Source organism: Verruconatronum alginivorum, from assembly GCF_056590205.1.
The window spans coordinates 3099680-3124790 of the sequence record NZ_JBWPVQ010000001.1 but is presented as its reverse complement, the minus strand read 5'-3'; the positions used below and the strand labels follow the sequence as shown (position 1 = coordinate 3124790).

Annotated in this window: 13 protein-coding genes; 2 read left to right on the top strand and 11 right to left on the bottom strand. The window is 59.0% G+C overall.

The genetic code is table 11. The features are described 5' to 3' along the window. The first annotated feature begins 61 nt into the window (after window positions 1-61). The gene (locus ACWUI2_RS11185; protein WP_486982931.1) at window positions 62-3163 is read left to right on the top strand and encodes a hypothetical protein; all 3102 of its coding nucleotides are present in this window, start codon (window positions 62-64) and stop codon (window positions 3161-3163) included. Between the two features lie 145 nt (window positions 3164-3308). On the opposite strand, the gene ACWUI2_RS11180 is transcribed toward ACWUI2_RS11185, so the two are convergent. The 10 genes from ACWUI2_RS11180 to ACWUI2_RS11135 all read right to left on the bottom strand — a co-directional run bounded on the left by ACWUI2_RS11180 (window position 3309) and on the right by ACWUI2_RS11135 (window position 22308). Continuing rightward, the gene (locus tag ACWUI2_RS11180) at window positions 3309-4478 is read right to left on the bottom strand and encodes a mandelate racemase/muconate lactonizing enzyme family protein (RefSeq protein WP_486985061.1); all 1170 of its coding nucleotides are present in this window, start codon (window positions 4476-4478) and stop codon (window positions 3309-3311) included. A gap of 5 nt (window positions 4479-4483) precedes the next feature. Continuing rightward, the gene (locus ACWUI2_RS11175) at window positions 4484-5191 is read right to left on the bottom strand and encodes an SDR family NAD(P)-dependent oxidoreductase (RefSeq protein ID WP_486982930.1); all 708 of its coding nucleotides are present in this window, start codon (window positions 5189-5191) and stop codon (window positions 4484-4486) included. Between the two features lie 6 nt (window positions 5192-5197). After that, a complete protein-coding gene (locus ACWUI2_RS11170) occupies window positions 5198-6838 on the bottom strand; it encodes a sodium:solute symporter family transporter (protein ID WP_486982929.1) in 1641 nt (546 codons plus the stop codon). Next, window positions 6835-7776: a dihydrodipicolinate synthase family protein gene (locus ACWUI2_RS11165; RefSeq protein ID WP_486982928.1), complete on the bottom strand. Its 942-nt coding sequence runs from the start codon at window positions 7774-7776 to the stop codon at window positions 6835-6837. Before ACWUI2_RS11165 ends, ACWUI2_RS11170 begins: the two co-directional genes overlap by 4 nt. Before the next feature lie 10 nt (window positions 7777-7786). Continuing rightward, the gene (locus tag ACWUI2_RS11160) at window positions 7787-8512 is read right to left on the bottom strand and encodes a hypothetical protein (RefSeq protein ID WP_486982927.1); all 726 of its coding nucleotides are present in this window, start codon (window positions 8510-8512) and stop codon (window positions 7787-7789) included. 221 nt (window positions 8513-8733) lie between these two features. After that, window positions 8734-15837, bottom strand: coding sequence for a fibronectin type III domain-containing protein (locus ACWUI2_RS11155; RefSeq protein WP_486982926.1), 7104 nt, complete (start codon window positions 15835-15837; stop codon window positions 8734-8736). Between the two features lie 481 nt (window positions 15838-16318). Further along, window positions 16319-17764: an FAD-dependent oxidoreductase gene (locus ACWUI2_RS11150; protein ID WP_486982925.1), complete on the bottom strand. Its 1446-nt coding sequence runs from the start codon at window positions 17762-17764 to the stop codon at window positions 16319-16321. Window positions 17765-17807: 43 nt separating this feature from the next. After that, on the bottom strand, window positions 17808-19970 hold the full coding sequence (locus ACWUI2_RS11145; protein WP_486982924.1) for a polysaccharide lyase family 8 super-sandwich domain-containing protein: 2163 nt from the start codon (window positions 19968-19970) through the stop codon (window positions 17808-17810). A 49-nt stretch (window positions 19971-20019) separates the two neighbouring features. Beyond that, the gene (locus ACWUI2_RS11140) at window positions 20020-21483 is read right to left on the bottom strand and encodes a sodium:solute symporter family transporter (RefSeq protein ID WP_486982923.1); all 1464 of its coding nucleotides are present in this window, start codon (window positions 21481-21483) and stop codon (window positions 20020-20022) included. 87 nt (window positions 21484-21570) lie between these two features. Continuing rightward, window positions 21571-22308, bottom strand: a complete 738-nt coding sequence (locus tag ACWUI2_RS11135; protein ID WP_486982922.1) for a PEP-CTERM sorting domain-containing protein — start codon at window positions 22306-22308, stop codon at window positions 21571-21573. 87 nt (window positions 22309-22395) lie between these two features. Here ACWUI2_RS11135 and ACWUI2_RS11130 point away from each other — a divergent pair, with 87 nt between their 5' ends. Beyond that, window positions 22396-23430, top strand: coding sequence for a LacI family DNA-binding transcriptional regulator (locus ACWUI2_RS11130; protein WP_486982921.1), 1035 nt, complete (start codon window positions 22396-22398; stop codon window positions 23428-23430). Between the two features lie 271 nt (window positions 23431-23701). On the opposite strand, the gene ACWUI2_RS11125 is transcribed toward ACWUI2_RS11130, so the two are convergent. Further along, window positions 23702-25084, bottom strand: coding sequence for a GH1 family beta-glucosidase (locus tag ACWUI2_RS11125; protein ID WP_486982920.1), 1383 nt, complete (start codon window positions 25082-25084; stop codon window positions 23702-23704). Window positions 25085-25111: the final 27 nt, after the last annotated feature.

The following is a 25111-nucleotide window of genomic DNA, read 5'->3' as shown; positions in this document are numbered from 1 at the left end:
TGATCTGATTATCCAGCCTGCCGGGAACTTCTTCCGGCAGGCTTTTTCTTGAAACCATATCATGCTCGTCCGCTCCTTCCTTTCCTTCACCATCCTTTGTTTCGGTTTTTTGAACATCGCCGGCGCCCAATCGGTCCAAAACGGCGATTTCTCCTCCTGGACCGGAGGATCACCCACCTCCTGGGAAGCGATAGACGGAATCCGGACCACCCGGGTTTCCGGCTGGGATGGGGACGCGGCACGATTGGGACTCAACTCCGGCGCCAGTGTCACCGCCGCGCTCCGACAGGTGATGTCCGGCTCCTTCAGTGACCGCTTCGAAGTGGCCTTCGACTTCACCCAAACCACCAGTGGAACCGAGCGGGGAGCTAACCTCACCCTGAGACAGGGCACTTCCACGCCTCTCCTGAGCTGGCGCGTCGGTCCCGATGGCGCGGTGGAAACCTTCGACGGAAGCAGCTGGCGCTCTCTCACCCCACCCCAGTCGATTCTCGCCAACGATCTTTCCGATATCGACCTCGATCGGGTCTACCGGGTCACCATCACCGGCTCTCTTCAGAATGGCGTCTACCGGCTCCGCGTCGAATCGGTCGGGACCGGATCCATGCTCGTCGATTCGACCGGTCTTACCCACTGGCAGTCCAACCCCGTCGGTCAATCCCTGAACCGGTTGAGCTTCGAGCGGGGACGCAGCGGAGGGGACTATATCGTGGACAATGTGGCCATCCGGATTCCCGCCGCACATGAAATCGACGATGGCAGCCCCGAGGATCCGATCGGAAGCAACGGCGAGCATCCATTCCTCCTTTTTTCCGCCGACGACCTGCCCGATCTCCGCGCGCGCGCCTCCCGGGAACCCTGGACCAGCATGGCCTCCGACGCGATCGACCGGGCTCATAACCTTTCCTACGACCCCTCCCTCCCCGGCGGCTACAGGGCCCGGGTGTTGAGACTCAAGGAGGTCGTCGCCGCCCTTTCCCTGGCCGTCATCGTCGATGACCAAACCGAGTCTTCCTTTTACGCGGAACGCTTCCAACATCAATTGACCACCGGCCTGACCCATCTCTCCCAAAACCGTCCGACCAACGACTGGGATGGCAACACTCCCGTCGGGAGTCTCCTCTTCGACGCCATCCTCGCCCTCGACGTCTTTCATAACCACTTGGCCGAATCCGAACTGGCGGAACTTCAGTCTCTCCTCGATACCTGGGTTCCGAGCATCAGCCGCTGGGAACCGAGCCCGCAGGCAGTCGCGGCGCTCTGGGCGCTCTACCGCGGCGATGCAACCGCCTATGCCAGCAACCGAGCCGCCTACTTGGACCGGCTTTTCCAAAACTTCACCGCCGATGGCGTGTATGTTGCCGGCACCAACTACGCCCTGGCCCGATTCACCTTTTACGATCGCGAACAAAAGCACCTCCTCCTCGACATCATGCGTCGCCACGACGAAATCCCGGCCCACCGTGAGGAATTGATCCGCCGCGGCTATGAATGGATTTTTGGATACGCCATGGCTCCCCACGGATGGAACCATGTTTTCGGAGACAGCTCACCCAACCGGCGTGTCCACGGTGCTCTTCACTATCCGCGAAATTCACCCACCGCGGTGTACCGCGCCAAACGGTTTTCCACCGACGCCCAGGCTTACGCAAATTACCACCTCCTCGAACCGATTCCCTTCGGCGGACTGATTTACTACGTCCTGTATGTCGAAAATCTGGACACGGTCCCGCCTCAGGTCGCTCCCAGCCGGATCTTCGCCGACGGCGGCGCCTGGCTGCAAACCGACAACGGTTCTTTCGGTTCCCTTTCCGGGGCGATGTGGAACGCCACCAGGGAAGAAGGCCACAGCCATAAGGAGACCAACGCGCTCAGCCTGGTCGCCTATGACGAACTCCTCCTGAGCAACTCCGGCTACGCCGGCTGGGGATCCGGCGATTCCGGTTTCTCCTGGACCTACATCAACAACCGGGCCATCAGCGGCAACACCGTCCTGATCAACTACCCGATCACCGACGCCCGCAACGCTCCTTCCACCAACGACCACCACCAAAAACGGGGAGCGGGCATTTCCCGCAGCCTTCTCTCCGGCGAGGTCGACTACGCCAAAGGTGATTCTGGAAACGCATTGCCGAACGGAAAGCATTTCCGCCATTTTTCCTTCGTCCACCCGCTCGACGGAATGCCCGGCTATTGGGTCGTGCTCGACGAGGTCCAGGGAAATAGCGGAGCCACCACCACCCACGCCGCCTGGCATCCTTACTCCGAGAATCTCGATACCATCTCTCCCGGCGAACACTTCCGCGCCCATTGCCAGCAATTTTCCGAGAATGGCGTCACCCTCCATATCCATCTGAGCAACCAGCCCGCCCAGATCCAAATCCTCGAAGGCCTGATCGCCCACTTCAATGACCTCAGTTTTGTGGGAGACTTCCTCTACAACACCTACTCACTCAATCCGGAAAGGTATGTCCGCTTTGGGACCATTCTTTTGCCCGAAGCCCCCGATGGGCCCGTGCCGGCCTTCAGCCGGGAAAGCGGCGCCAACTGGCAAGCCAGCCGCCTTTCCTGGCCGGACGGCTCCGTTGATTACTGGGTCGTCACCTCGAACAATCAAACCGCCACCGTCGGGCCAATCGAATTTCGCGGCAAAAGCGCCTGGTTCCGCCTCTCCCCTTCCGGCCAGATCAAACGAAAACTTCTGATCGAAGGAGACAGCTTCTCGCCTGCGAACGACGACCCCGCCTGGTTCTCCGCTCCCGAACCCGGCACCTTCTACTCGGGCCCGGATCAATTTACCTTGAGCAATCCCAATTCGACTCCCTGGCAAATTCAAAAGCCAGGAATCAACCGCCTCCACGGCAGCGACGGCGCCCGGCTGGAATCCGGCCCAACCGGGCTTCCGCTCTCCGCAGACGCGACCGGAACGTTCAGCGTCAACCGTCCTCGTCTCCCTCTGGTCGGTCTTCAACTCAGCTCAGGCCACATTCATCTCCAGGCCTCCGCTCTCGATCCGACCGGCACCTACCAGTGGCAATCGTCCTCCAATCTCACCACCTGGACCCCGCTCGGAACCGTTATCGAAGGGAAATCCACGTCGGCGTATAACCTCCCGCCCGCCGAAGACCGCCGGTTCTTCCGCCTGCAAAGATCACTCAATTGAGTGTGTGCAGTCGAATAGCGGCGGCGATGATCGGCTTGACCCATTCAGCGGCCCCGGAGAGATCGGCGGGGGCGGTGACCGACCAAAAAAATTCCCCCGATAAAAATCTGCAGCACAATGATAACGACGGAGCCTTCCGGGTTTATCACCGGGGCTTCAAATGCTGAAACAACTCGGCGCTCGGTTCCACCCCGAGGCCCGGACCATCCGGCAGGGTGAAAAAGCCGCCGTCGCAACTCATGTTTCCGGTGATGAAGTGAAGGTTTTTATCAAAGATGGAATGCTGGTATTCGTGATAACTGACATTCCCCAGGGCGGCCGTAAGATGTAAACTCGCCGCCTGAAAAATACCGATACCGATGCTGGCATGCGGCATCACTTCACAATTGAAAGCGGTGGCCAGCTGAGCGATTTGCCAAAAGGCGGTGATGCCGGTGCGACCCATTTCGGGCTGAATCACATCCATACAACCATGGGTGAATCGCGGCCGAAATTCATGCACCGTCCTCAGTTCTTCTCCAATGCCGACCGGCGTGCTCACCGATCGCACCACCCGGGCCTGTCCTTCGATATCTTCCGGTCTCACCGGCGCCTCCGCCACATGCAGGTCATACGGCTCCAGCTGGCGAATCAGCTCAATCGCCCGCCCGGGGGTATGTTTCCAATGCATATCGACCAGAATCTTAACCTTCGGTCCCAGGGCCTCTCGAAGTGCCTTCATTTCTTCAATCACTCCTTCGTGGGAAACCGCCGCGGCAAACTTGATCGCCTCAAATCCTTTCCCCACCCACTCCCGGGCCAACTCGACCCGGGCATCCAGATCCGGTTTCGGCAAACCGGAAACATAGGCCGGGATCGAAGTCGTCCGCCTCCCCCCAAGCAGATGGCAAACCGGCATATCGGATAGTTTTCCCTTGAGATCCCAAATAGCGATGTCGAGTGCGGCCAGCGCGTCGTGATAGAAACCACCAAAAAAACCACGCACCCGCATTCCGTCATAAAGGTCTTCGTAAATCGGCACCACGTCCTGAGGGTCGCGGCCAATCACCAGCGGCCCGACCACTTCATCAATGATGGTGGCGGATACCTCGGGACCGACGAAGGAAACACACTCCCCCCAACCGACCGTGCCATCGGTCGAGGTCACCTTGACCAACAGCGACTGGTCCGCGGTATTGTAGATGCTCCGGTTTCCCGGTCGCACAAAATATCCCTTTCCGTTCGCGGACACTCCTTTTTCCAACTTGCCCAGGTAAGGCTCGTCGCGGGGAATGAGCGCGATGAAGGTTTCAACGTTTTCGATTTGCTGTTTCATCATAGTCACTTCACCGGGTGGAGCGATGCGCCACCATCGACGTAAAGGGTTTCCCCCGTGATATACGAGGCCCGGGCCGATGCGAGGAAGACCACCGCATCGGCGATTTCATCCACACGCCCCAGTCGACCAAAGGGGATCTTGCGCAACGCCCGCTCCCCCCGCTCCGGTTCCGCCTGGATTTGTTTTGCCGCCATGCCGGCGTCGATGATTCCGGGCGCGACGGCGTTCACCCGAATGCCGGCCTCCGCCAACTCCAGGGCGAGATTTCGCATCAGCATCTTCAGCCCCGCCTTGCTGACCGTATAAGCCGCCGTATTCAGCAACGGAGCGGAGTCCTGCCAGGAGCTGATAAATATCATCGAACCTCCGCCCCGCGCGACCATCCCACGAGCGACCTTTTGAGCCAGGAGGAAATTTCCGGTCAAATTGATTTCAAGAACACGCCGCCATTCGTCTTCCCCCAACTCGATCAGCGGGTTCGAATGGGTAATCCCGGCGCTCGCGACCAAAATATCGGGAGCGAACGTATTCACAATCTCATCCATCGTACCCGGATTGGTCATATCGAGCCGGGCGATCCCCGGACCTTCCTGCTGATCCGTCCCCAGAACCTCACATCCCTCCGCCGCGAATGCCCGGACAATGGCTCCGCCGATGTCGCCAGCCGCACCGGTGACGAGACATTTTTTTCCTTTCAATTCCAGATTCATAATCACTTAACGAAAGATGATAAACAGACCGACCACGACAGCGGCCCAGACTCCCCACCAGATACGAAAATCCTTAATCCCGCCATATTCTTTTCGATCCGCCTCCGGCAAGCGCATGAAAGATTTATCCCAAGTAACGAGGCGTTTCTCCGCCGTCGAAGGTGCGGTAAAAAAGGAGACTCCAACAATCAGGATCAGGCTGAACACGAAACTGAAAAACGCCCGGTTGAGAAATGGCGCCACGGCGGCCGCAATCGCGCCATCCGCATAAGCCGAGAGCACCCGCAATCCGATGCCGAACAGCATGCCCGCCACCAAGGTAACCGTCGCTCCCTTCGGTGTCGCTCCGCGCCAGAGCATGCCGACCACAAAGATCACTCCGATCGGGGGCGCGAAAAAGGCCGCCATGTCCTGAATGTAAATGAACAAACCTTTCTCAAAGACGACGATAAAGGGAGCCCAAGCCATCCCCAAAAGGAGAAAGCCAGCGGTCGCATATTGCCCCACCCGCACCATCCTGGCCTGCGGAGCGTCAGGCCGGAAGAATCGCTGATAAAAATCGATGGTGAAGATGGTGGAGGCGCTGTTCAGAACACTGGATACGGTCGACATGATCGCGGCTGCCATCGCTGCCAGCACGATTGCTCCCATCCAGTTTGGCAGGAGATCCTGCACCAGCGTGGAGAAAACCTGGTCACGAGGCAGATCCGCGCCGTAGATCGCAAATGCCATCATCCCGGGAAAAACCACCAGCAACGGTATCGCCGCCTTCATCATTCCGGTTAGAATAATCCCCATCCGGCAATCCCATTCCGAACGGGCTCCAAAGGCGCGCTGAATATAAAACTGATTGGTGCAGGCATACCAGATGCCGAGTGATAACCATAAAGTGAATACACCGGTCCACGGTGCAAACGGATGATCGGCACTGTGCAACAGATGGGTCCTCCCCGCGTCCGCCTCCCGGTTGATTTCCCACATTTCGCTCCAGCCTCCAGCCGTTCGCAAGGCCAGCCAGGAGACCATCGTCCCTCCGACTACCAGAATGACCACTTGCACGACGTCGGTCCAGACCACCGCCTTGAGGCCTCCTTTGATGCTGTAGATCCCGGTCACCAGGGCCACCAGAAGAATGCCACCGATGAAATAAGGACTGATCCCGCCATCGTCCAGCATCACCGGCTGGCCGGGCTGGAGGTAGTTATGGATAATAAGTCCCCCGGCGTAAAGCGCACCCGCCAGGAGAACCAATACCAGGTGAATCGTGGAGAGAGCGGCGAAGATGATCCGGGTGGTGCTGTCGTAGCGCTGCTCCAGAAATTGGGGAAGCGTATAGATCTTCGCCCGGAAATAATACGGAATGAAGATAAAAAGCAGCAGACTGAGAGAAGCCAGCGACATCCATTCCCAATTAGCCGGGGCCATTCCGAAGATGTAGGCGGCGCCGACCATGCCGATAAAATGTTCGGTGGAAATATTCGATCCCACCATCGACATGCCGACCGCATACCAGGGAAGTTTTCGACCAGCCAGAAAGTAAGCCTCCGCCGTCTCCTCCTTCCGCCTGGAAGCAAGAAGCCCGACCACCAGGATGAACAAAAAATAACCGGCGAGTATTGCCAGCGCCGTGAAATTGAGGTTGTTCATTTCGACTTCAATTCAGGAGCCAGGATGGCATACAACTCCTCAAAAATGGCGTCGAAATGCGCGTCCGACTGAAAACCGGGAGCGCGCGAACCGGTCGATTGCAACGCCCCCCGGAGGCGGAGAATCTGCTTTTCGAAATAAATGATTTGCTCCACGTCCTGGCGGATGTGATTGAGAATCATAAGTAGCAGATTGTGAATACGAACTGCCTCCGTCCGCTCCCCCGCCAGAAGCGCATCCCAGGCCCTGCGGTAAAGATCTGTCATCGAGGCCCCGGGCATCAGTCCCACACACCCGCGGCGATAACTCTCGATCAACTGAAACGCGGCGTTTCCCATAAAAATCCTCGCCTTCCCCTCCGAAAGTTCGAGAAGGCGGGAGATCGTCGGACCCGGGGGGCGATTCTCAACTTTGTAAATCACTTCCGTGTCAACATTCTGCGCGATCGACCACAAAGCCTCGGGAGGAATGGCCACGCCGGTCTGATCCGGAGCATATTGGACCATGACGGGAATGCTTACGGCCTGAGCCACTTCGGTCATGTGGGCCACAAGCCGGGCCGCTGAAGGTTTCAGGAAAAACGGCGGCAACAACATCAGGCAATCAGCGCCCATAGCCTCCCACTGACGAGCCCGCGCGACCGCCAGGTTGGTGGCGTGATCCGTCACGGAGACGATCAATGGAATCCCCGCCGCACGCGCCGCCGGCACCGCGGCCTCGACCATACGGACGCGCTCATCGTCATTTAATTTGTAATACTCGCCGGCTATGCCAAAAAGCGTTGCCGCATGCGCGCCCTGTCGCGCCATCCAATGGATCACGCGGGCGAGGTCGTCGAGATCGACGCCGCCTCCGGCATCAAACGGACATGGGATAATCGGGCAGACGCCCGATATCGCGGCGGAGGAAATAGTCGAATCGGTATCAGGTATCTTCATACAATCAGGTTCACGGCTCATCTGAAATCAGTTGGTAATAAAAATCGAGTCCTTCAAGCGCGTCCACGGCCCGCTCCCGGATTGGGCCAGACGGCAGAGTGGAGATCCACACCATGGCGGACTTCATGTCGTGCAAGGCCCATTGATGAAAAACCGACAGGGCCGCTTCGGCTTGGATCTCGCTCGCCGTAATCTCTTCGAAAACCAGGCGCGCTGCCTCGGACGGATCGCTTTGGGCATAGGTGAAGGCAGCCCGCGCCATCCATTCATCCCGCTGGTCACTCTGAGGCTGCTCGTTGATCCAATCGTATGCTGCCAGCAGGTCTGCTTTCGCCCATTGAACGACGATGTTGCCAATCGCTCCCGGGGCGGTTTGGTCCATACCATGTTCTTCGGCGAGTTGGATCGCACCTGCCGGGTCGCTCTCAGCGAGATAGCTGGCCACCAGCGCCATGGCCCGATTCCTTTCCCGGGAATCCCGCATACAACTGGCCCACTGCAACGCGCCGGCGGGATCGTGGTTTGTCCATCCCAGGAGAACCTGGCGCAAAATTGTATCACGCAGCGCGGCCGGCCGCAGGGCGAACGCATAATCCGCCGCCGCGGCTGGATCGTCCGAGAGCCATTCGCGAAGCAGGCCGGAGAGAACTCCGTCGCGATGCGTGGCGTGCCCGGACTGGAGATGCCGATCGAATGCCCCCGGGAAATCGAACGGGCCATGGTCTTCCACGAACATGGTCTCCACAGGGAATTGACCGGAAACCCCGTGGCCGGATTCGGGATCAGGAGACTCAATCGGTCCGGAAATGCCAGATCGAACAGCGTCATCGGAGTTCGGCCTCTCCAGATGGGACAATACCAGGTAGAGGCCGCACGCCCCAGCAGCCAGCGCGGTCAAGATCTGCCCCACCGGGCGAACAGCGGTTCGCCCGGTGAGGCCACGTTGAAAAATCCGGCTCACCAAGTGTTGTCACATGTTGCCGTGTTACCCGCGGGATCATAGGTGAAGGACGAGTGCGTGACACCATCGACGCAGGCGGTCGTCCGGGCCGGGTTGGACGCCGACGCGTTCGTGAGAATCGTTGCGACCCCATTCCCCCCGGTGACCCCGGATTTCGTTTCGGAAATCGCGCCGGAGAATACGATCGTCACCGTGGCCCCGGAAACAGGAGCGCCCTGATTATCAAGGATCGTCACCACTGCCTCGGCTTTCGATTGCCCTCCCCCCTGGTTTTTCCGTTCGGCCTGAATGGAGCTGACATGCATGGTTGTCGCCTCCTCGACCACTTCTTCCAACTTCCACTCCTGGTTGGCGGTGTCGGCAAAGGCCCATTGTTGCACATTGGCGCCGTCGGCGGTCGAGGCCGCCTCCACCTCAAGGGACTTGCCACTATGCACCGGCGTGATCCGGAAATAATCGCCGTCGGTCGGAGTGAAGGTGAAACGTTGGCTGTCGCTTTCAGCCCACGTCCAAATGATGACATTGGCTCCGTCAGCCGTGGATTCGCCTTCGACATCCAGCGATTTCCCGCTCTGCACACCAAGGATTTGATGCTCCGCATTTCCGAGATGCGTCACCACCCACTCCTGGTTGGCTCCGTCGTTGGCGGTCCATTGCCGGACATTGGCGCCGTCCGTCGTGGCGTTGTCGGCCACCTCCAGAACCTTTCCGCTGTGGCGGGCGATGATGGTGTATGTACCCGAATCAATGATACTCGGCTCGGCGCTGGTGGTAGCACTGGCCTCGCCGGAGTTGGCGCTTTCACCGTCGGCGTTGACCGCGCTCACCACGTAATAGTAGGTCGTTGACGCGGTCAAACCGATGTCGCCGTAGCTCGTCGACGTGATCCCTGTGGCGATCGTCGTGTAAGATCCGCCACTGGTAGTGGAGCGCTTCACGTTGTAACTCTCCGCCCCGGTCGAGGAGCTCCACGACAGATTGATCGCTGACGCTGAGACCGCGATCGCGCTCAACCCGGTCGGCGTCTCTGGCGGCGTGGGTAACGTTTCGGTTGTCGCGGCCGCCTCATTGGAGTTGGCACTTTCACCAGCGGCATTGACCGCACTCACCACGTAATAATAGGTCGTCCCGGAGTCCAGACCTGTGTCATTGTGACTTGTCGTGGTGACACCGGTGGCGATCGTCACGTAGGCCCCGCCACTGGAGCTGGAGCGTTTTACGTTGTAACTTTCCGCGCCGGCCGACGTGTTCCATGACAGGTCGATGGCTGACGTTGAGGCGGCGGTCGCGATCAAATCGGTTGGCGTTTCGGGCGGCGTGGGTTCCGCTTCAGTAGTCGCGGTGGCCTCGTTGGAAACGTCGCTTTCGCCGTCGGCATTAACCGCACTGACCACGTAATGGTAGGTCGTTCCGGCATCAAGATCGGTATCGGCGAAGCTCGTTGTGGTCACGCCGCTGGCGACCGTTGTGTAAGGCCCGCCGCTGGTAGCCGAACGTTTGACGTTGTAACTGTCCGCGCCGATCGACGCTGTCCACGACAGGTCGATCTGACTGCTGGAGACCGTCGTGGCATTCAAGGCCGTCGGGGCGTCGGGACCGGAGGCCGGGGGATTGGCGTTGTACCAAAAGGCGAGGTTGTGGTAATCAAACCGTCCTCCATGATCAAGCCCGGCGGCGCCGAGTCCGAACATCGGCCCCTGAAGCGGACTGCCGATCGCGATCGATACTGTTTGCGAATGCTGGTTGGCGTCCGTGAGCGTGAAGCTCAATGTCAACTCGCCGTTCGCGTCATAGGTTCCGGTTGTTCGCAGATGATAGGTGGTTCCGACTCCGCCGTTCGTTTTATTCAATCCGCTCCATGACTGACTCACAAGCGTTGAACCGTCGATCCCCTGCCGGATTCGGATCTGATTCTGCTCCACCATATACACCGCCGAATAGAAGTCAGTGCCATTGGAGTTAACGGATCCGTTCGCGTTTGGATTGCCCAGGACGACAAGTCCAAAACGGTTCCAGTCGCCGTTGCCCCCGTTGGCGAAGGTGACGTCGCTTTCGAGGGTGAAGTCCTCTCCTGCGGCAAAATCCGCAATCTCCAAAACCGCCGCGCTGTTCGTCCAGGTGCCATTTGTCGAGCGGAAGCGGACCGCGCTGGCCTGACTCGTCCAATCCCCGGGCCGGTCGGTCTGGAGAAGCACCTCGTCGCCCCGTCCCGGATCCGTGCCGAATAACAGGTTGAAGCCATCCGCAAAGGATTCGGTGGTGGCGGCGGCCTCATTGGAGTTGCCGCTTTCGCCTTCGGCATTGACCGCGGTGACCACGTAGTAATAGGTAGTCGAGTCACTCAAGCCGATGTCGCTGTAGCTCGTCGACGTCACCCCTGTTGCGATCGTTGCGTAAGGCCCTCCGCTCGTCGAGGAGCGCTTAACGTTGTAACTGTCGGCGCCTGAAGAAGAAGTCCATGACAGGTCAACGGCTGAAGACGAGACCGCGGTCGCGATCAGATCGGCCGGCGGCTCGGGCGGCGTGGGGTCCGACTGGGTGGTTGCGCCGGCCTCGCTTGAATTGGCGCTTTCACCATAGGCATTTACCGCGCTGACCACGTAGTAATAGGTCGTGGAGGCGCTCAAACCAAGGTCGCTGTGATTAGTCGTGCTCACGCCGGAGGCGACCGTGGCGTAAGGCCCACCGCTGGTGGTCGATCTCTTGACGTTGTAGCTGTCCGCTCCCGTGGAGCCCGACCACGCCAAGTCGATCACTGACGACGAAACAGCGGTTGCGTCCAGATCGGTTGGCGTCGCGGGCGCTACGGGTTCCGCTTCGGTCGTCGCGGCGGCCTCGTTGGAGTTGGCACTTTCGCCATCAGTGTTGACCGCGCTAACCACGTAGTAATAAGTCGTGGAGGCATCCAGTCCGGTGTCGCCGTAACTCGTAGTCGTTACGCCGGTGGCGATCGTCGTGTAAGGCCCGCCACTGGTCGTCGAACGTTTCACATTATAACTGTCCGCTCCGGAAGAAGCATTCCAGGACAGATTGATGCCGGAGGTGGAGACGGCGACCGCACTCACATTCGTCGGAGCGTTAGGACCAGCGCCCGGCGGATTGTCGTGGGTCCAGAAGGTGAGATTGCGGAAATCGTAACGTCCGCCTGTGTTTAGCGAGGTTCCCGCCGGACCGAACATGGGGCCGTGATGAGGATTCGCGATGACAGTGCTGATCGTTTGCGAATGGTTGTTCGCGTCCGTCATCGTGAAACTCAAGGTCAGGACCCCATTCACGTCATACGTTCCGGTGGTGCTCAGATGATAGGTGGTGCCCACCCCATTGGATCGATTGAGCCCTCCCCAGGCTTGGCTGACGAGCGTGGTCCCGTCGAGTCCGCTTCGGATCCGGATCTGGTTTTGCTCCACCATATACACCGGGGCATAGAAATTCTTGCCACTGGAGACGAACGGCTCTCCGGCATAAGGACGATGCTCGGGACCGAGGACCACGAACCCAAAACGGTTCCAGTTTCCGCTTCCGCCATGGGCAAAGGTGACATCCGACTCCATGGTGAAGTCCTGGGAGTCAGTGTAGTTGGAAATGAAAGCGGGACTGGCACTGTCAGCCCACGTGCCGGCGTTCGAATCAAATCGAAACGCGGTCGGCTGGTCTCCCCAATCCGATTCGCGATCCGTGAAAAACAGACTTCCGCTGACCCGGCCCGGATCCGATCCAAGACTCAGGGATATGGGAGCCTCAAATCTCTCAAATAACTTGCCATACCAGAATCGCAGGTTGTGGAAATCATACTTGCCACCATAACTCATCGAAGTCCCCGCAATCCCAAAAAACTTGCCGTCGATGGGAGATTGAATCTCCGCGCTGATCGTTTGGGAATGGTTGTTCGCATCGGTCATGGTGAAGGTCAGGGTCAGAGTGCCCATCGCATCGTAGGCCCCGGTTGTGCGCAGGTGGTAGGTCGTACCGACTCCGCCGTTGCTTTTGTTCAACCCTGTCCATGGTTCGCTCACCAAGGTGGCTCCATCCAGGCCCTGACGAATCCGGATTTGTCCTTGCTCGACCATATAGACCGGCGCGTAGTAATCGCTCCCGCCCGCGTCGAATCCCCCTGCCCCGTCTTCTTCCCCGAGGACGACCTGACCAAACCGGTTCCAATCCCCGATCCCTCCATCCGTCAGAGTGACATCCGTCTCGATCGTGAAGTCCGTGGCGGAAGCCGCGTTCGAAATGTAGGCGACCTTAGCACTATCGGTCCAGGTACCGGCGTCCGAATCAAAGCGAAGCGCGGTCGATTCCAACGACCAGTCCTGGGGACGCGCGCTATACAGGTCCTCGCCGTCGTCACGGCCGGAATCGGACCCGAACTCCAACCCCAGCGGAGAACCGAGCGGAATAATAATCGTCCTTGGAGCGACATCGAAAAGACGGGCGATCTCCCCATCTTCATACTCGACCTCGATCATAGCGAGCGAAGGATTCTGGGGTTCCCTCTCCCCCCGGAATGCTCCGATGCTGGGAAGATCCTCCGCAAAGCGAAGCAAGCCGAAGAAGTCGTGCCGGACCTCACCAGTCCCATGACCGGCGGTCCCGGTTATGTTCAGGGAATTCTCGACAGGCAGGCTGTAATCCCCCCATTCCGCGCCGGGAAACACCGGCCATTCCGGAGGCAGCCAGCTATCCGTCCCGGTGTCCCGGGCATTGCGTTCCAGGATGTCATTGCCCAGATGCTGCCCCCCCTGGAAGACCTGCATGATGAGGTTGTTGGCGACGATCTGCTGGCGGTTCTGCAACGGCTGCCAATGGGTTCCCCGGTCGTCGCCGCCTTCCACGGTGCTCATCGATCTCGTCCCAACCCAGCCTTGCATCGCCGGCAATTGATTGTTCGCTCCGTCGATCGTATTGTGAAAAATCCGCGTCCGGTCACTGCTCCAGGTGAGAATCCCCGCGCGGAACCACACCGGTCCCGGTCTCAGATCTCTGGATACGTTGTTCGCGATCAGATGCGGGCCGGGAGAAGCTTCCACCGCCAGGGCGGTCGCGTAGGCACTGAGAAAACGGTTCCCCTCCAGGCGGTTGTTGTAATGTTCCCAATCCAGCCAGAGACCCGGGCCGTGTCCTCCGGCAACCGTGTTGTATCGAATGACCGCATTGGTCAAACGGAAGACTTTTATCGCTCCTGATTCCCAGAACGGAGGATACCCGGCCCAGTTTGTATTGCCAATATGGTTATGCTCCAGAATCAGCCGTCCGCGACCGGGAGCGGGGTAAACCTGGTTCTCGGGTGTCAGATTATGCGAAGATCCCGTGGCCCCGATCCCGAGGTTTCCCATGTTCAAAACCCAGTTGTTGCGCACCACAATCGGAGCGCTGCTTTGATCCATCCCCGCGAGCCGGACACCGATTCCCCGGACCTCGCCATCCCGCACCAGGCAACCTTCGAGCAGCGACCCCTGCCCTGCCAACTCGACCATCGGGACCTGTTGAAAATGGGCTCCATGGCGGATGTCAAAACCCCGCACATGGACATACTCACCTGTCACATTCAAATGAATCGCGGTCCGGGCCGCCAAATCCATCTCCACCAGATTCGGGTCGGCGTCGTTCGCCAAACGCACATACACACCGCGGTCCACTCCGGATGTGGGCATCGGTCCGAGGACCATGTATTCATCGATAAAATCATCAGCCGTGCCCGACGGAGGTTGCGAAAGGTCAGCCGGTTCGACCGCGGTCGCATACCAACTCGGCATGCCGCGCCCCGCACGTACCCGGAAATTCAGGTCATTTCGGTGGGTGGTGTCCAATTGAAACACCACATGGTTCCACCCTTCCGCCAAAGGAAAATTATCCCAGTTGTCCCCCTCTCCCCAGTTCCGATCGGCCAAAGGCTGTTCGTGAACCTGCAAATCGAGATCAACGAAGTGATTCATCACCGGAACCAACTCGCCATTCACCCAGGTGCGAAACTGATTTCTTTGGGAGCCCAGCCCGACTCCAGTGATCCTCCCGGCGCGAAAACCGGATCCGAAATAAACCTCCCCGGTGACCGGCTGCGGGAAATCCGGATGCCAACCGCCGAAGTCACCCGGTTCCACCCAGATCCAGGTTGAAAGCCAGAAAATCGCCGGACGAGCCGCCGCTCCGAACTCATCGCCAAGACGGATCTGTCCCTCGGTATTGGTGCTGATCCGGCTCCAGGTCGCCCCGAATTGCTGGGTGTTCTCCACCGGAAGAAGCTGATCCTTCAGATCAATCTCGAAAAAGTTTTGCGAGGAACGATTCAACACAACTTCGTTCGCCTGCAACTGTCCGGGATGATCGCGCTCGATCAGCAATTCGCCATCGGCGGAAACCAGACCGAGTTGTTGGGTGAAGAGATCGGCCCGGTACACCCCCGGCCATTCAGTCGTCTCCGTCCAGGAGTTGGCCGGGAAAGGATTGTTGCCCGTGATCACCGGCATTTGCCCATCGACCCCGCGAACTCCTTCAATCCGGATCGGAGCGGCCGCCGTTCCGTTGGCGGAAATCGTCACCGCCTCCCGATAGATCCCGGGATAAACATGGATCACCGTTCCGGCCGTCGCCCGGCTCACCGCCTCGTTGATCGTCGCCAACGGCTCGTTCATCGTTCCCGGGTTGCTGTCGCTGGCATTCGGCGCGAGTTGATTCACCACCAGATCCGGATTCGGCGTGTTGCGAATCGGCGCCGGACCGCTCTGCGCGGGAACCACCCATTGCGGCTCGCCCGGCGTCTTGAAATACCAATTACGCACTTCGTGTGATGCTTTCCCGAATACCGCCTGGGAGAAATCCTCTACGTTCCCATTGGGAAGATCGGTTATCTCATTCATCGGAAAGTTGATCACCCAATGCCCGGCCGGCGTCACCTCCACGTCATTGGTGGCCTGCCGGTAATGCACCTCCACCCCCGGCGCGGCCTCCAGGAGCACGCGCTCCCCGTCGGGAGTAATTACCATCGGCAGCAACGGGGGGTTATCAGGGATATTTTCAGCTGGAGGAGGAAGGTTATGAGAAGCGATCGACGAGGAACCAAACAAGAAAGCGCCCAGAGCAAGGCCAAGAAGAGGGTTTTTCATATGTATCCGTTTTTTGAGTTTACCGGCCACCAAGCAGCGGTGGTGATGGAATGAAAGCCTCGATACCCGATGAAGACGATCCCCTCGCACCGTTAACTATAACCTATTGAACTATTAATTATCAGTTTTGCTTTCCACCGGACAGGGAGGGCGAGCACTCCCAAAGGGCTGTGCGTCGAAAGGCAATCGCCATTCAATATTTCGCGCGAAGCGCCTTGGAGTGCGGGGCGTCCTCGCACCGCTTTTCGACTCCACGGCGCGGGTAGGTCCCTACGGCAATCTCCCCAACCTTCGAACCGATCCATTTCGCTCGAAAGCGCGGCCAGGCTCGTTTCTCAGCCAATCAAAGTTTCAGTCCCAGATCACCATGAGTTGAAAACGAATTCCGCTGAAGAGAACGCCACCTCTTTCCCTCCCCTTACCCCGCTCTTGTGCCGCCCGGGGTTGACGACGGGCGCATCCTGAACGCTTCTTCGGAAGGTCACCCTGCGAACGACTTGGGCTCCCGAATCGCTTCCGGAAGACTAGCTCCTTGTTCGATCAGTTTGTCGCGCACTACATCGTAAGGCACCTCGCCGGGATTACCCCGGTGGCTTCGCGCCGCAATGGCGGCGGCGATCCCGCCGGCTTGTCCGATGGCCATGGAAATCGGAGTCACCCGGAAGGCGGCGGACGCTTCATGAGTGGCGCTGATGCAGCGTCCGACCACCAGCAGATTTTCCGGGCTCAGGGGAAGCAGGGCACGATAAGGGATCTCGTAAGCGGCCTCGGGACGCAGGTGGACAGAATCGGTTTGAATCCCGCCGGGTGAATGGATATCAATCGGATAACCGCCCCGGGCAATTGGGTCGGGGAAATTTTTTTCATGGATCAGGTCTTCGGCGGTGATCTGGTAGCGCCCCAGAATGTGACGGGATTCGCGGACACCGATTTTGGGCGCGGTATCCATTCGGAGAGCGTTTTCGAAACCAGGGCAATATTTTTTAAGGAAGGCGAAAATTTGCGCGCACTGGCGGCGGCCGACCGACTCCGCCTGGCTCAGTTGCCAGGGATCGGTGGCATCAAATCCCTGGACCCGTGACGTGTTGAAAATGAGCACGCCGGGGGTAGCGGTCTCGAAAAAGAGCACGTTATCGCGCGGTACATCGACCTCTCCGCTTTCGCGGGCGGCGATCCAGGCTTTCTTAAAACCTCCAAGACTAATCCGGGGAGATTTGTCGAGGCGCGCCAAGCCCTCTTCCTGGCCCTGCGGCCAGTCGAAATCTTCGGGGTTGGATTTCACGTAATCTCGGAGAGCCTCGCAGTTTACGTTGCCCACCTTTAGGTTCATCGTCATCGGCTGGGCGCATTGATCGCCTTTTCGCCCGAAGGTGAATGCGGTGCCGGCCCGGGCAGCAAGGTCGGCGTCGCCGGTCGCATCGATATAAGTATGGGCCTGAAGGTGGCTCAGGCCGGCCTTGTTGCAGACAACTATGCCGGTGATGCGGCCGCCCTCGGGGGCCCGTTCCACGGCGGCCAGCTGGGTGTGGTAGAGCACGGAAGCGCCGACCTCCGAAAGCATCGTTTCCAGTTCAATCTTGAGGGCTTCGCTGTCGAAGGGGGTGACTGTGCTGCAATAGGTCGTGGAGTCGGAGATGTGCCCGGGGCTGGCTCCGGCGTTGACGAGTCTGCGGATCAATTCCTCAGGGATCCCGCGCACGAGTTGTTCGCCGGCCCCGTTGTGAAAACTCATCATCGGGCCGACCCCCATTGATGTCAGTGAACCGCCTAAAAAGCCCTGCTCTTCGATCAGCAACGTGCGCGCACCCTCTCGTGCGGCGGCGATCGCGGCGACACTGCCGGAGACGCCGCCGCCCGTGATGATAACATCGTAGGCGGCTGTCTTCGTAATGGTCACCTTGTATTTGCTCGGTGTATTTGTATTCAAAATTCGGTGTATGTTGGTCAGTTCTCAAGTGTAATCCTGAGGATTATCTTGGTAGCGGATTGGACTGCCGCATGAGATCGACTGCGATGGGGCGACCGGCGATGGCGGGATATTCCGGGAACTCCACATCGAGGACGATTGGATCGCGGCCGGTTGATGCGGCGGGACTGAGGGTAATCCGTAGTTGGGTGATTTTTTGGGTGGGATTACTGACCACGATTTGGTTCACCGCCGCCGGAGTATGACGCCATTGCACCAGGCTGGGAGCGTCGACCTGGACTGTGCGACCGTCTGGCAGGCTGAGGGTTCCGGCGCCCCGGAAGACGGCTTGGACCAGATCACCGGACGGGCTGATGACGGCTTGGATTTCCGGAGTGTTCATTAGGATGCGAGGTGCTTCGTTCTCGCGGAATGTGTCCAGATCCTTTGCAAAGCGTTCGGGAGCGACCAGGTAGGCATAGTGGCCGGGGGCAGAGGCGGATGCTTTGCCGTGCTCAATCCAGGCCGTAAAGATGTCGCCGGATACGGATTGGGTGCTTCCCCGGCGGCGATCCACATCGCGCCAGCGGCCGGTCCGGTGGTCAACCCGAGCCTGGAAGTGGCCGCCGTCGAGATGGAGGTAGAGGATGTCGTCGTGACGGATCCAGTCGCTTCCCCGTTCTACGGACCCGCCACGGGCATGGCATTGATTGAGAGTCGTCACCAGAGGCGATGCTCCATCTTCCGAATAGATGCCGGCACCGAGGCAGACGACTGTATCGCCTTGGAAGAACCAGGCGCGATGAGCCCTCACGCCGAGGCGGTCGAGTGTCATGGCGGCAAGACCGTCCCTGGCATCTCCCGCCCCGCCGGCGAAGGCGTCGCCGCCGTGTGCGCCGCGCCCCCACGGGTGGGTCGGCAGGGGGCGATCGGGACGATAAGCGTTTGTCACGCCGGGGACATGCCGCCAATCCCAAAGCGGGGCAATGTTTTTGTATTCCTCTCCATGGCGGAGAATGGCCGTCGCTCCGTCGCCAAGATGTGTGCCTTGCTCATTTTCACCGTTGCCCGACTCGGTGCCGAGGGTTCGGGTTGAGGACATGCGAACGGAGAAATAGAAACCGGGCCGTGTTTGACTGACGAAGTCAGAACGCCAGAAGACGCGAAAGCGGCTGGGGGCGTCTTCGGGGAAATCACCGCCGCGGAGGCGGCGGGCCAAGGCGGCGAGTTCGCACGCGCGCGGTCCTCCGAGCGAGGCGAGCTGTTCGGCGGCGGGCGCGAGGGTGGCTGCGGTGATATCGACACGGGTGATCTCTCGACCGACCACAGTGAAGTCCCAGGCTTGGCCACGCAGCATGCCTTGCTGACCATCGAGAAGGAATGCAGTGAGGCGGTCGAGGGTTTCGGGTTTGAAGGCGAAGCGGGTGCCGTGCGTTACTGCAGCGAGTCGCGCTGCATCGGAGGTGAAGGTGTTTCCATAACCGCCGCTGTAGAGCTGGGGGCCATGCTGGTGGAAACTGAAATCTGCCTGAATGCCCTCGCCGGTGGTGATGCGCAATTCGCGCTCGATCCGACGGACGTAGCGTTCGACGCGCTCCGAATCGCCTTCCAGGCAAGCGCCGATAATCTGGAGTTGCGCTTGCCAAAGGAGATTTTGTCCGGTTGCCGGTTTACCCGCGTAGAAGAGTTCGCCGTCAGGTCCGACCGGGCGGCGGAGGATGGCCAGGCCGCGCTCCAGAGCTTCGGGTTCAAGATCGTCGGCGAATGCGAGCAACAGGTTGCCGATCAAGCGAGGAACGCCGATGGTGTCGTGCCACGTTTGGGCGGAGCGCGGATTGAGCCGTAACCAGGCTTTGAGGGCACGGAAAGCGGGTTCCGTTGCGCCCGCTTCGAGGAGCTTATTTGCTCGATGGAGATGGGCGAGTGCGGGGAAGACGGCGGTGTCGGGATCATCGGTGTAACGGAGGTCTTCCCAGGTGCCGTCAGCTTGCAGGGTGGCTCCGGTGGTTTCGAGGTCGGGATGGTCGCCTGGGATCTCCATCGGAGCGGGGTGGGTGCGAAGATTGTGGGCCAGGCGATCCAGATCGCGTTCGGCGTTTGATGGGAGCATGTCGGCCGGTGGGGGTGCGGCTTGAATTGCGGTGACCGGTGCGGCCAATCCGATGACGGAGACCGCGACCACAAACCGGGTAAAGCGGGCGTAGCGGCTGATCAATGACCGAGGCATTGCAAATGACATCAGCGGTTCATGGATGGAGTCTCTCATAAGTTTCGTTTCAAGAAAGTTCGGACTGATTCCGGATTCGGTCGAGAAGGCAGGAAAGTCCGATTTGGATCACGGCGCCTGCAGGATACCACCAAAAGAAGGCGATGCCCGCATGCTTCAGGAAGAAGACGCCTGCGACAGCGGCGAAGGTTCCGATGAAAATATGGCTTGGACGGGTTCGACCGCGCAAGGCGAGCCAGGCGATTCCCAAAAGGGCACCGAAGACATAGCCAGGTACGGAGAGTCCCATCCGGAGCAACCCTTGGTCGAGTTTGGCATGGAACAGCATAGCGAGGCCGCAGAGAATCCCTCCCCAAAATACGAGGCCCCAGCGCGAGGCACGCAAAAGGTCCTTATCCGACCATGAGCTAGTGCCTTTGATTGCGGGAAGGGCGCTCTGCACACTGATCTGTGAAAGTGCGGTCAGGGCGGAATCCAAGGTGGTGATTCCGGCGGCAAAAAGTGCGGCGATGAGCAGCCCGGAGAGTCCGACCGGGAGTTGTTCCAAGACAAAAAGCGGAAAGACACGGTCGGGCTCCCGGAGCAGGAGTTCGGCCGTTTCCGGTGAAGGCGGGGCAATACTATGAAACGCAAAAATGCCGAGTCCCACGATGAGCATCAGATACGTCGTGACCACGCCGACGGCGGACCAGCGGACGGCTCGTTTGGCCGCTTTAGCATCCCGACAGCACAGTGCGCGCTGGGTCACCACTTGATCGACCGCATTCGCGCTGAGCTCGAAAATGCTGGCACCGATCAGGCCAACCCAGAGGGTGAAGGTTTTTCGGGGATCGAGGGAGAGATCCCAAAAGACCAGTTTGGCTTGGGCGTCGGCGGCGCTTAAGATGCCAACCAACCCACCCGGAATCGCATCGAACAGCCAGGCAACGGAGACCAGTCCGCCAAGAATAAAGATGCCGAATTGGAGAACATCGGTCCAAATGACGGTGGTGACCCCGCCAAACCAGGCCCAAAGGACGGCAAACGCTCCGATGATCCAGATGCAGGCGGACAGCGGCAGATCGGTGATGACGCTTAAGATCAGAGCCGTGGATAGCAAACGGATCGCCTGACTTAGGACGGCGCCGACTACAAACAACATTCGCCCCAGGTGGCCCACGCTTGAGCCGAGCCTCTGCCCGATGTAGTCGTAGGGACTGTAAACGTTGGCGGCGTAGTAAGGGCCGATAAACCAATGGGCCATCAGGAAATTACCAAGGATGAATCCGATGGTAATCTGGACGTAACGCAGATCGCCGCCGACGGCGTAGATCGCAGCGGGCACGGCGATGAAAGTGAGGGCGCTTGTTTTTGTCGCAATCAGTGAAGCGGAAACCGCCCACCAAGGGATGTCGCGACCTCCCCGAAAAAAACCGTCCAGAGTGTCGGCCCCTTTGGCCTTGAGTCGGTGACCGAACCAAGTGGTGAAAGCAAGAAATCCGATTAATACGGCCCAATCGATGCGGGAGTCCACGAGTGTTTTGGTCGAATTCTTTAAAAAAAAGAAGCCCGCCCCGGGACGCAAGGCGGGCTTCGCAGAAGGGATGCTGAATGTCCAATCCTAGCGTCGAAAACGGCGCCGTGCCACCAACCCCATTACCATGAGCCCGAGAATAGCGGCGTAGGTAGACGGCTCTGGAATAGCCGTGAGGGTCAGTTGCGGTTCAAACGCGTTGGTGCTTGATCCAATGAAGTAGCGTGGGCCGTCGACGAGAAGTCCGCCGGCGATCGCCTCGTCAAGGTTTAACCGCAGCGCGAGGTATTGGGATCCGTTTCCGTCGTAGTTGGCGTTCAGGAAGCCGAGGAGAGTGTTGTTCGCGGCGGCGCTGGTGGTCACATTGCGTCCGGCGCCAGCCGTTTCTGAAGTGCCGAGGCTGGCCTGGAGAAGAGTATCACCAGCGGGGGCCGATCCGGCGGTGCCTTGAAAATACCACGAGATGTCGATTGCGGTGTTGGATTGGATACCGAGAATGTAGGCATCCATGTTCGGGGTCGGAGAGTTCTGCGGAACGATACGCAGGCTCAATGAGGCGTTGTCGAAGAATTCACCTGCGGCCAGCGCCGGCAATTCAAAAAAGAGAATACCGACCGAGGCGTATTGATTGCCGGACGTGGAATCGTAACCGGCAACCACCGCGGAATCGTTTTGGCGGCTGACTTCGAGGACGCTGTTGTCCGCTTGAGTCGAGCGAATGCTCGCGTCATCCAAATGGGATGAAATAACCGGTAGGGCGCTCGCGCTGGCCGTGAAAACCACAAGGGCAGTGCCGAGGAGGGTGTTTAGGCGGTGTAATGGCATATTTTTCTGTTGGGTTGCATTTGTTTTAAGACGATTCGAGTTATTCATGCTTGAAGGCTGCCTGTAAATGGTGACGCTACTCAACCGTTGAGTGAACCTGAGAAAAAAATGACCTTGGCCCGGATCGGCCGGGCCTGCGGACTTTCGGCCTCCGGGGTCTCGTTGGCATTGCGGGAGCATCCGAGCATCCCGAAGGCGACCCGCGAGCGGGTTCGGCAGGTGGCGGATGCTTTGGGTTACGCACCGAACCGGGCATTATCTCGCCTTATGAGCGAGATTCGAAAACCGGAGAAACCGGTCTTTAAGGAACTTTTGGCCTATCTTTACGACAAAGTGGCGGGCTATCGCGACTTTTGGCCGGTGTCGATGGAGGCGGGTATCCGTCAACGGGCGGAAGCTATGGGATACGGTGTTGAGCGATTTGATCTGGAGTCCAAGCTTCCGGGAGCGGCAGTACTGACGCGGCAACTCCGGGCGCGGGGGATTCGGGGTGTGATTGTTTCGCCGGTCCGCTCGGTCGACTTCCGGGTCGACCTCGACTGGTCGCAGTTTGGGACGGTGGCGGTCGGTTATTCATTGCAGAGTCCGGCGCACCACCGGGTCGGCCGCGACATTCTGCACGGACTTAAACGAGTTTACGCGGAGTTGCGGTCAAGAGGTTACCGGCGCATTGGTCTGGTCGGAGTGATGAGCCAGGAGGCACGGATGGACCGGGCGATCCTGGCGTTGCATTTATTGGAACAGACGATGGGAGAATCGGCGGATCGGGTCGACGTGCTTTTCGGCGAAGAAACGATCGATCCGGACGATTTCGCAAACTGGTTGGATCGGGAAAATCCAGATGTTATCGTCTCCCAGCGGCACGAAGTCCCTGAAATGTTGCGGTCGCTCGGGTATCATCTACCCGAGGATATCGGATTCTGCCTCCTCAATACTCCGTCGGAGACGGGGCCGATTACCGGTGTTTATCCGCACTACGAGCGTATCGGTGCGGTGGCGGTGGAGCAGGTGGCCGCTTTGATCGAGCGGGATGCGCTGGGACTGCCCGATAACCCGTTTACGGTCCTGGTCGATGGCCGGTGGCGGAGGGGGACGACCCTGCTGAAAAAAGTGAAGGTCTAGCAGAACGTTTATGAGACTGTCATGGTCGCGGCGAACATGAGCACTCCTGAAAAAATGAATAACACTTGCATGAGACACAGTTGCTCCAACCTTCCACTGCCTGGAATGTTGGAGTTCCGCATTTATACGGCTTCCCTCTAGCGGCGGGATTTTCTCAGGAGAATCTTGAGACGCTTTCAACCAGCGAGATTCCGCCGATGCCAATCCGCACGACTGTCCCTCAAGCTTTGGCTTGCTCCCGGGCATGAGAGCGGGCGTGTTTCCTGGTCGACTACAAGACCCGGTTATTCTCCATCACCTTGCCGTAATAGGTGGCGCTGAATTTCGGTGTTCGCTTTTGCGTTTCATAATCGACGTGGACCAACCCAAAACGGGGCGCGTAGCCGGATGTCCATTCGAAGTTATCCATGAAACTCCAGTAGAAATATCCGCTTACTTCACGTCCATCACGGATAGCTCGATGCAAATTTTGCAGATAAAGGCGGATGTATTGCACGCGGCTGACGTCACGAATCTCCCCCTTTTCGTCCGGCGCTTCGCCCTCTAAAGCCGAACCGTTCTCTGAAATGTAATAATTCTGGGCACCGTAAAGGGTGTCGCAAAAATTGAGGCTCCAATAAAGAGCCTGCGGAACGATCGGGCTCATCCGGTCCCGCGGAAAATTATTGTCAAACCCCATGAACTGGGAACGACCGTCGGGCCCGGGACGGTGAAATCCGGCGCCGTAGAGATTGAGCCCCAGAAAGTCGATCTTCGCGTTGATCAACTCCATGTCCCCCTCGCGCACGTCGGGACCGTCATCACCCTGGGCTGCGAGGAACTCCGGCGGATACTCTCCCTGCAAGAGAGGTTGCAGCTGGCGTCCGTTCAATTCATGAAAATGCTCGCGGGCGACGGTAATGCACTCCTCATCCTCGATGGCCGGAGCGACCACCTGAATATTGGCGGCCAAGCCGACGAGCGAATCGGGCCGGGCCAACTCCCGGATGACCTGGGCAGCAGTCCCATGCACTAAAAAGCCGTGGTGCCACGCATTGTTGACATTCTTTCGCGACTCCTGCCGGAACGGAGCGTGTTTCCCACGATCATACCCGAGCTCGATGAAGCAGACGTATTCATTGATCGTGAACCACCGGGAGACGCGATCGCCGATCCTCCCAACGATCGCCCGGGCGTAATGCTCGAACGCCCCGACAACATCACGATTCACCCAGCCCCCCTTTTCCTCCAGGGCCATCGGCAAATCCCAGTGAAAGAGCGTCACCCAGGGTTCAATTCCATTTTCCAACAGGCAGTCGATCACCCGCTCGTAAAAGTCGAGTCCGGCCTCGTTGACTTCATGATCGCCGTTGGGGCAGACGCGGGGCCATCCGGTCGACAAGCGAAAATGCTTCAACCCCAACTCCCGCATCAACGCGATATCCTTTGGATAGCGGTGATAAAAATCGCATGCCACCTTCGGGGTGTCGCTTCCGAGGATGCGGCCGGGCTCGGCGGAAAAATGGTCCCATATCGAGGGACCGCGACCATCTTCATCCCAAGCTCCCTCGATTTGAGTGGAGGCGGTGGCGGCCCCCCAGACGAAGCCTGAAGGGAAGGCAAATTGAGCCGGATCAGAAGGAAGACCGGAAGGATGTGAGGAGGTTGTACTCATTCGCTGTTATTCGTTGAATTGAACCCT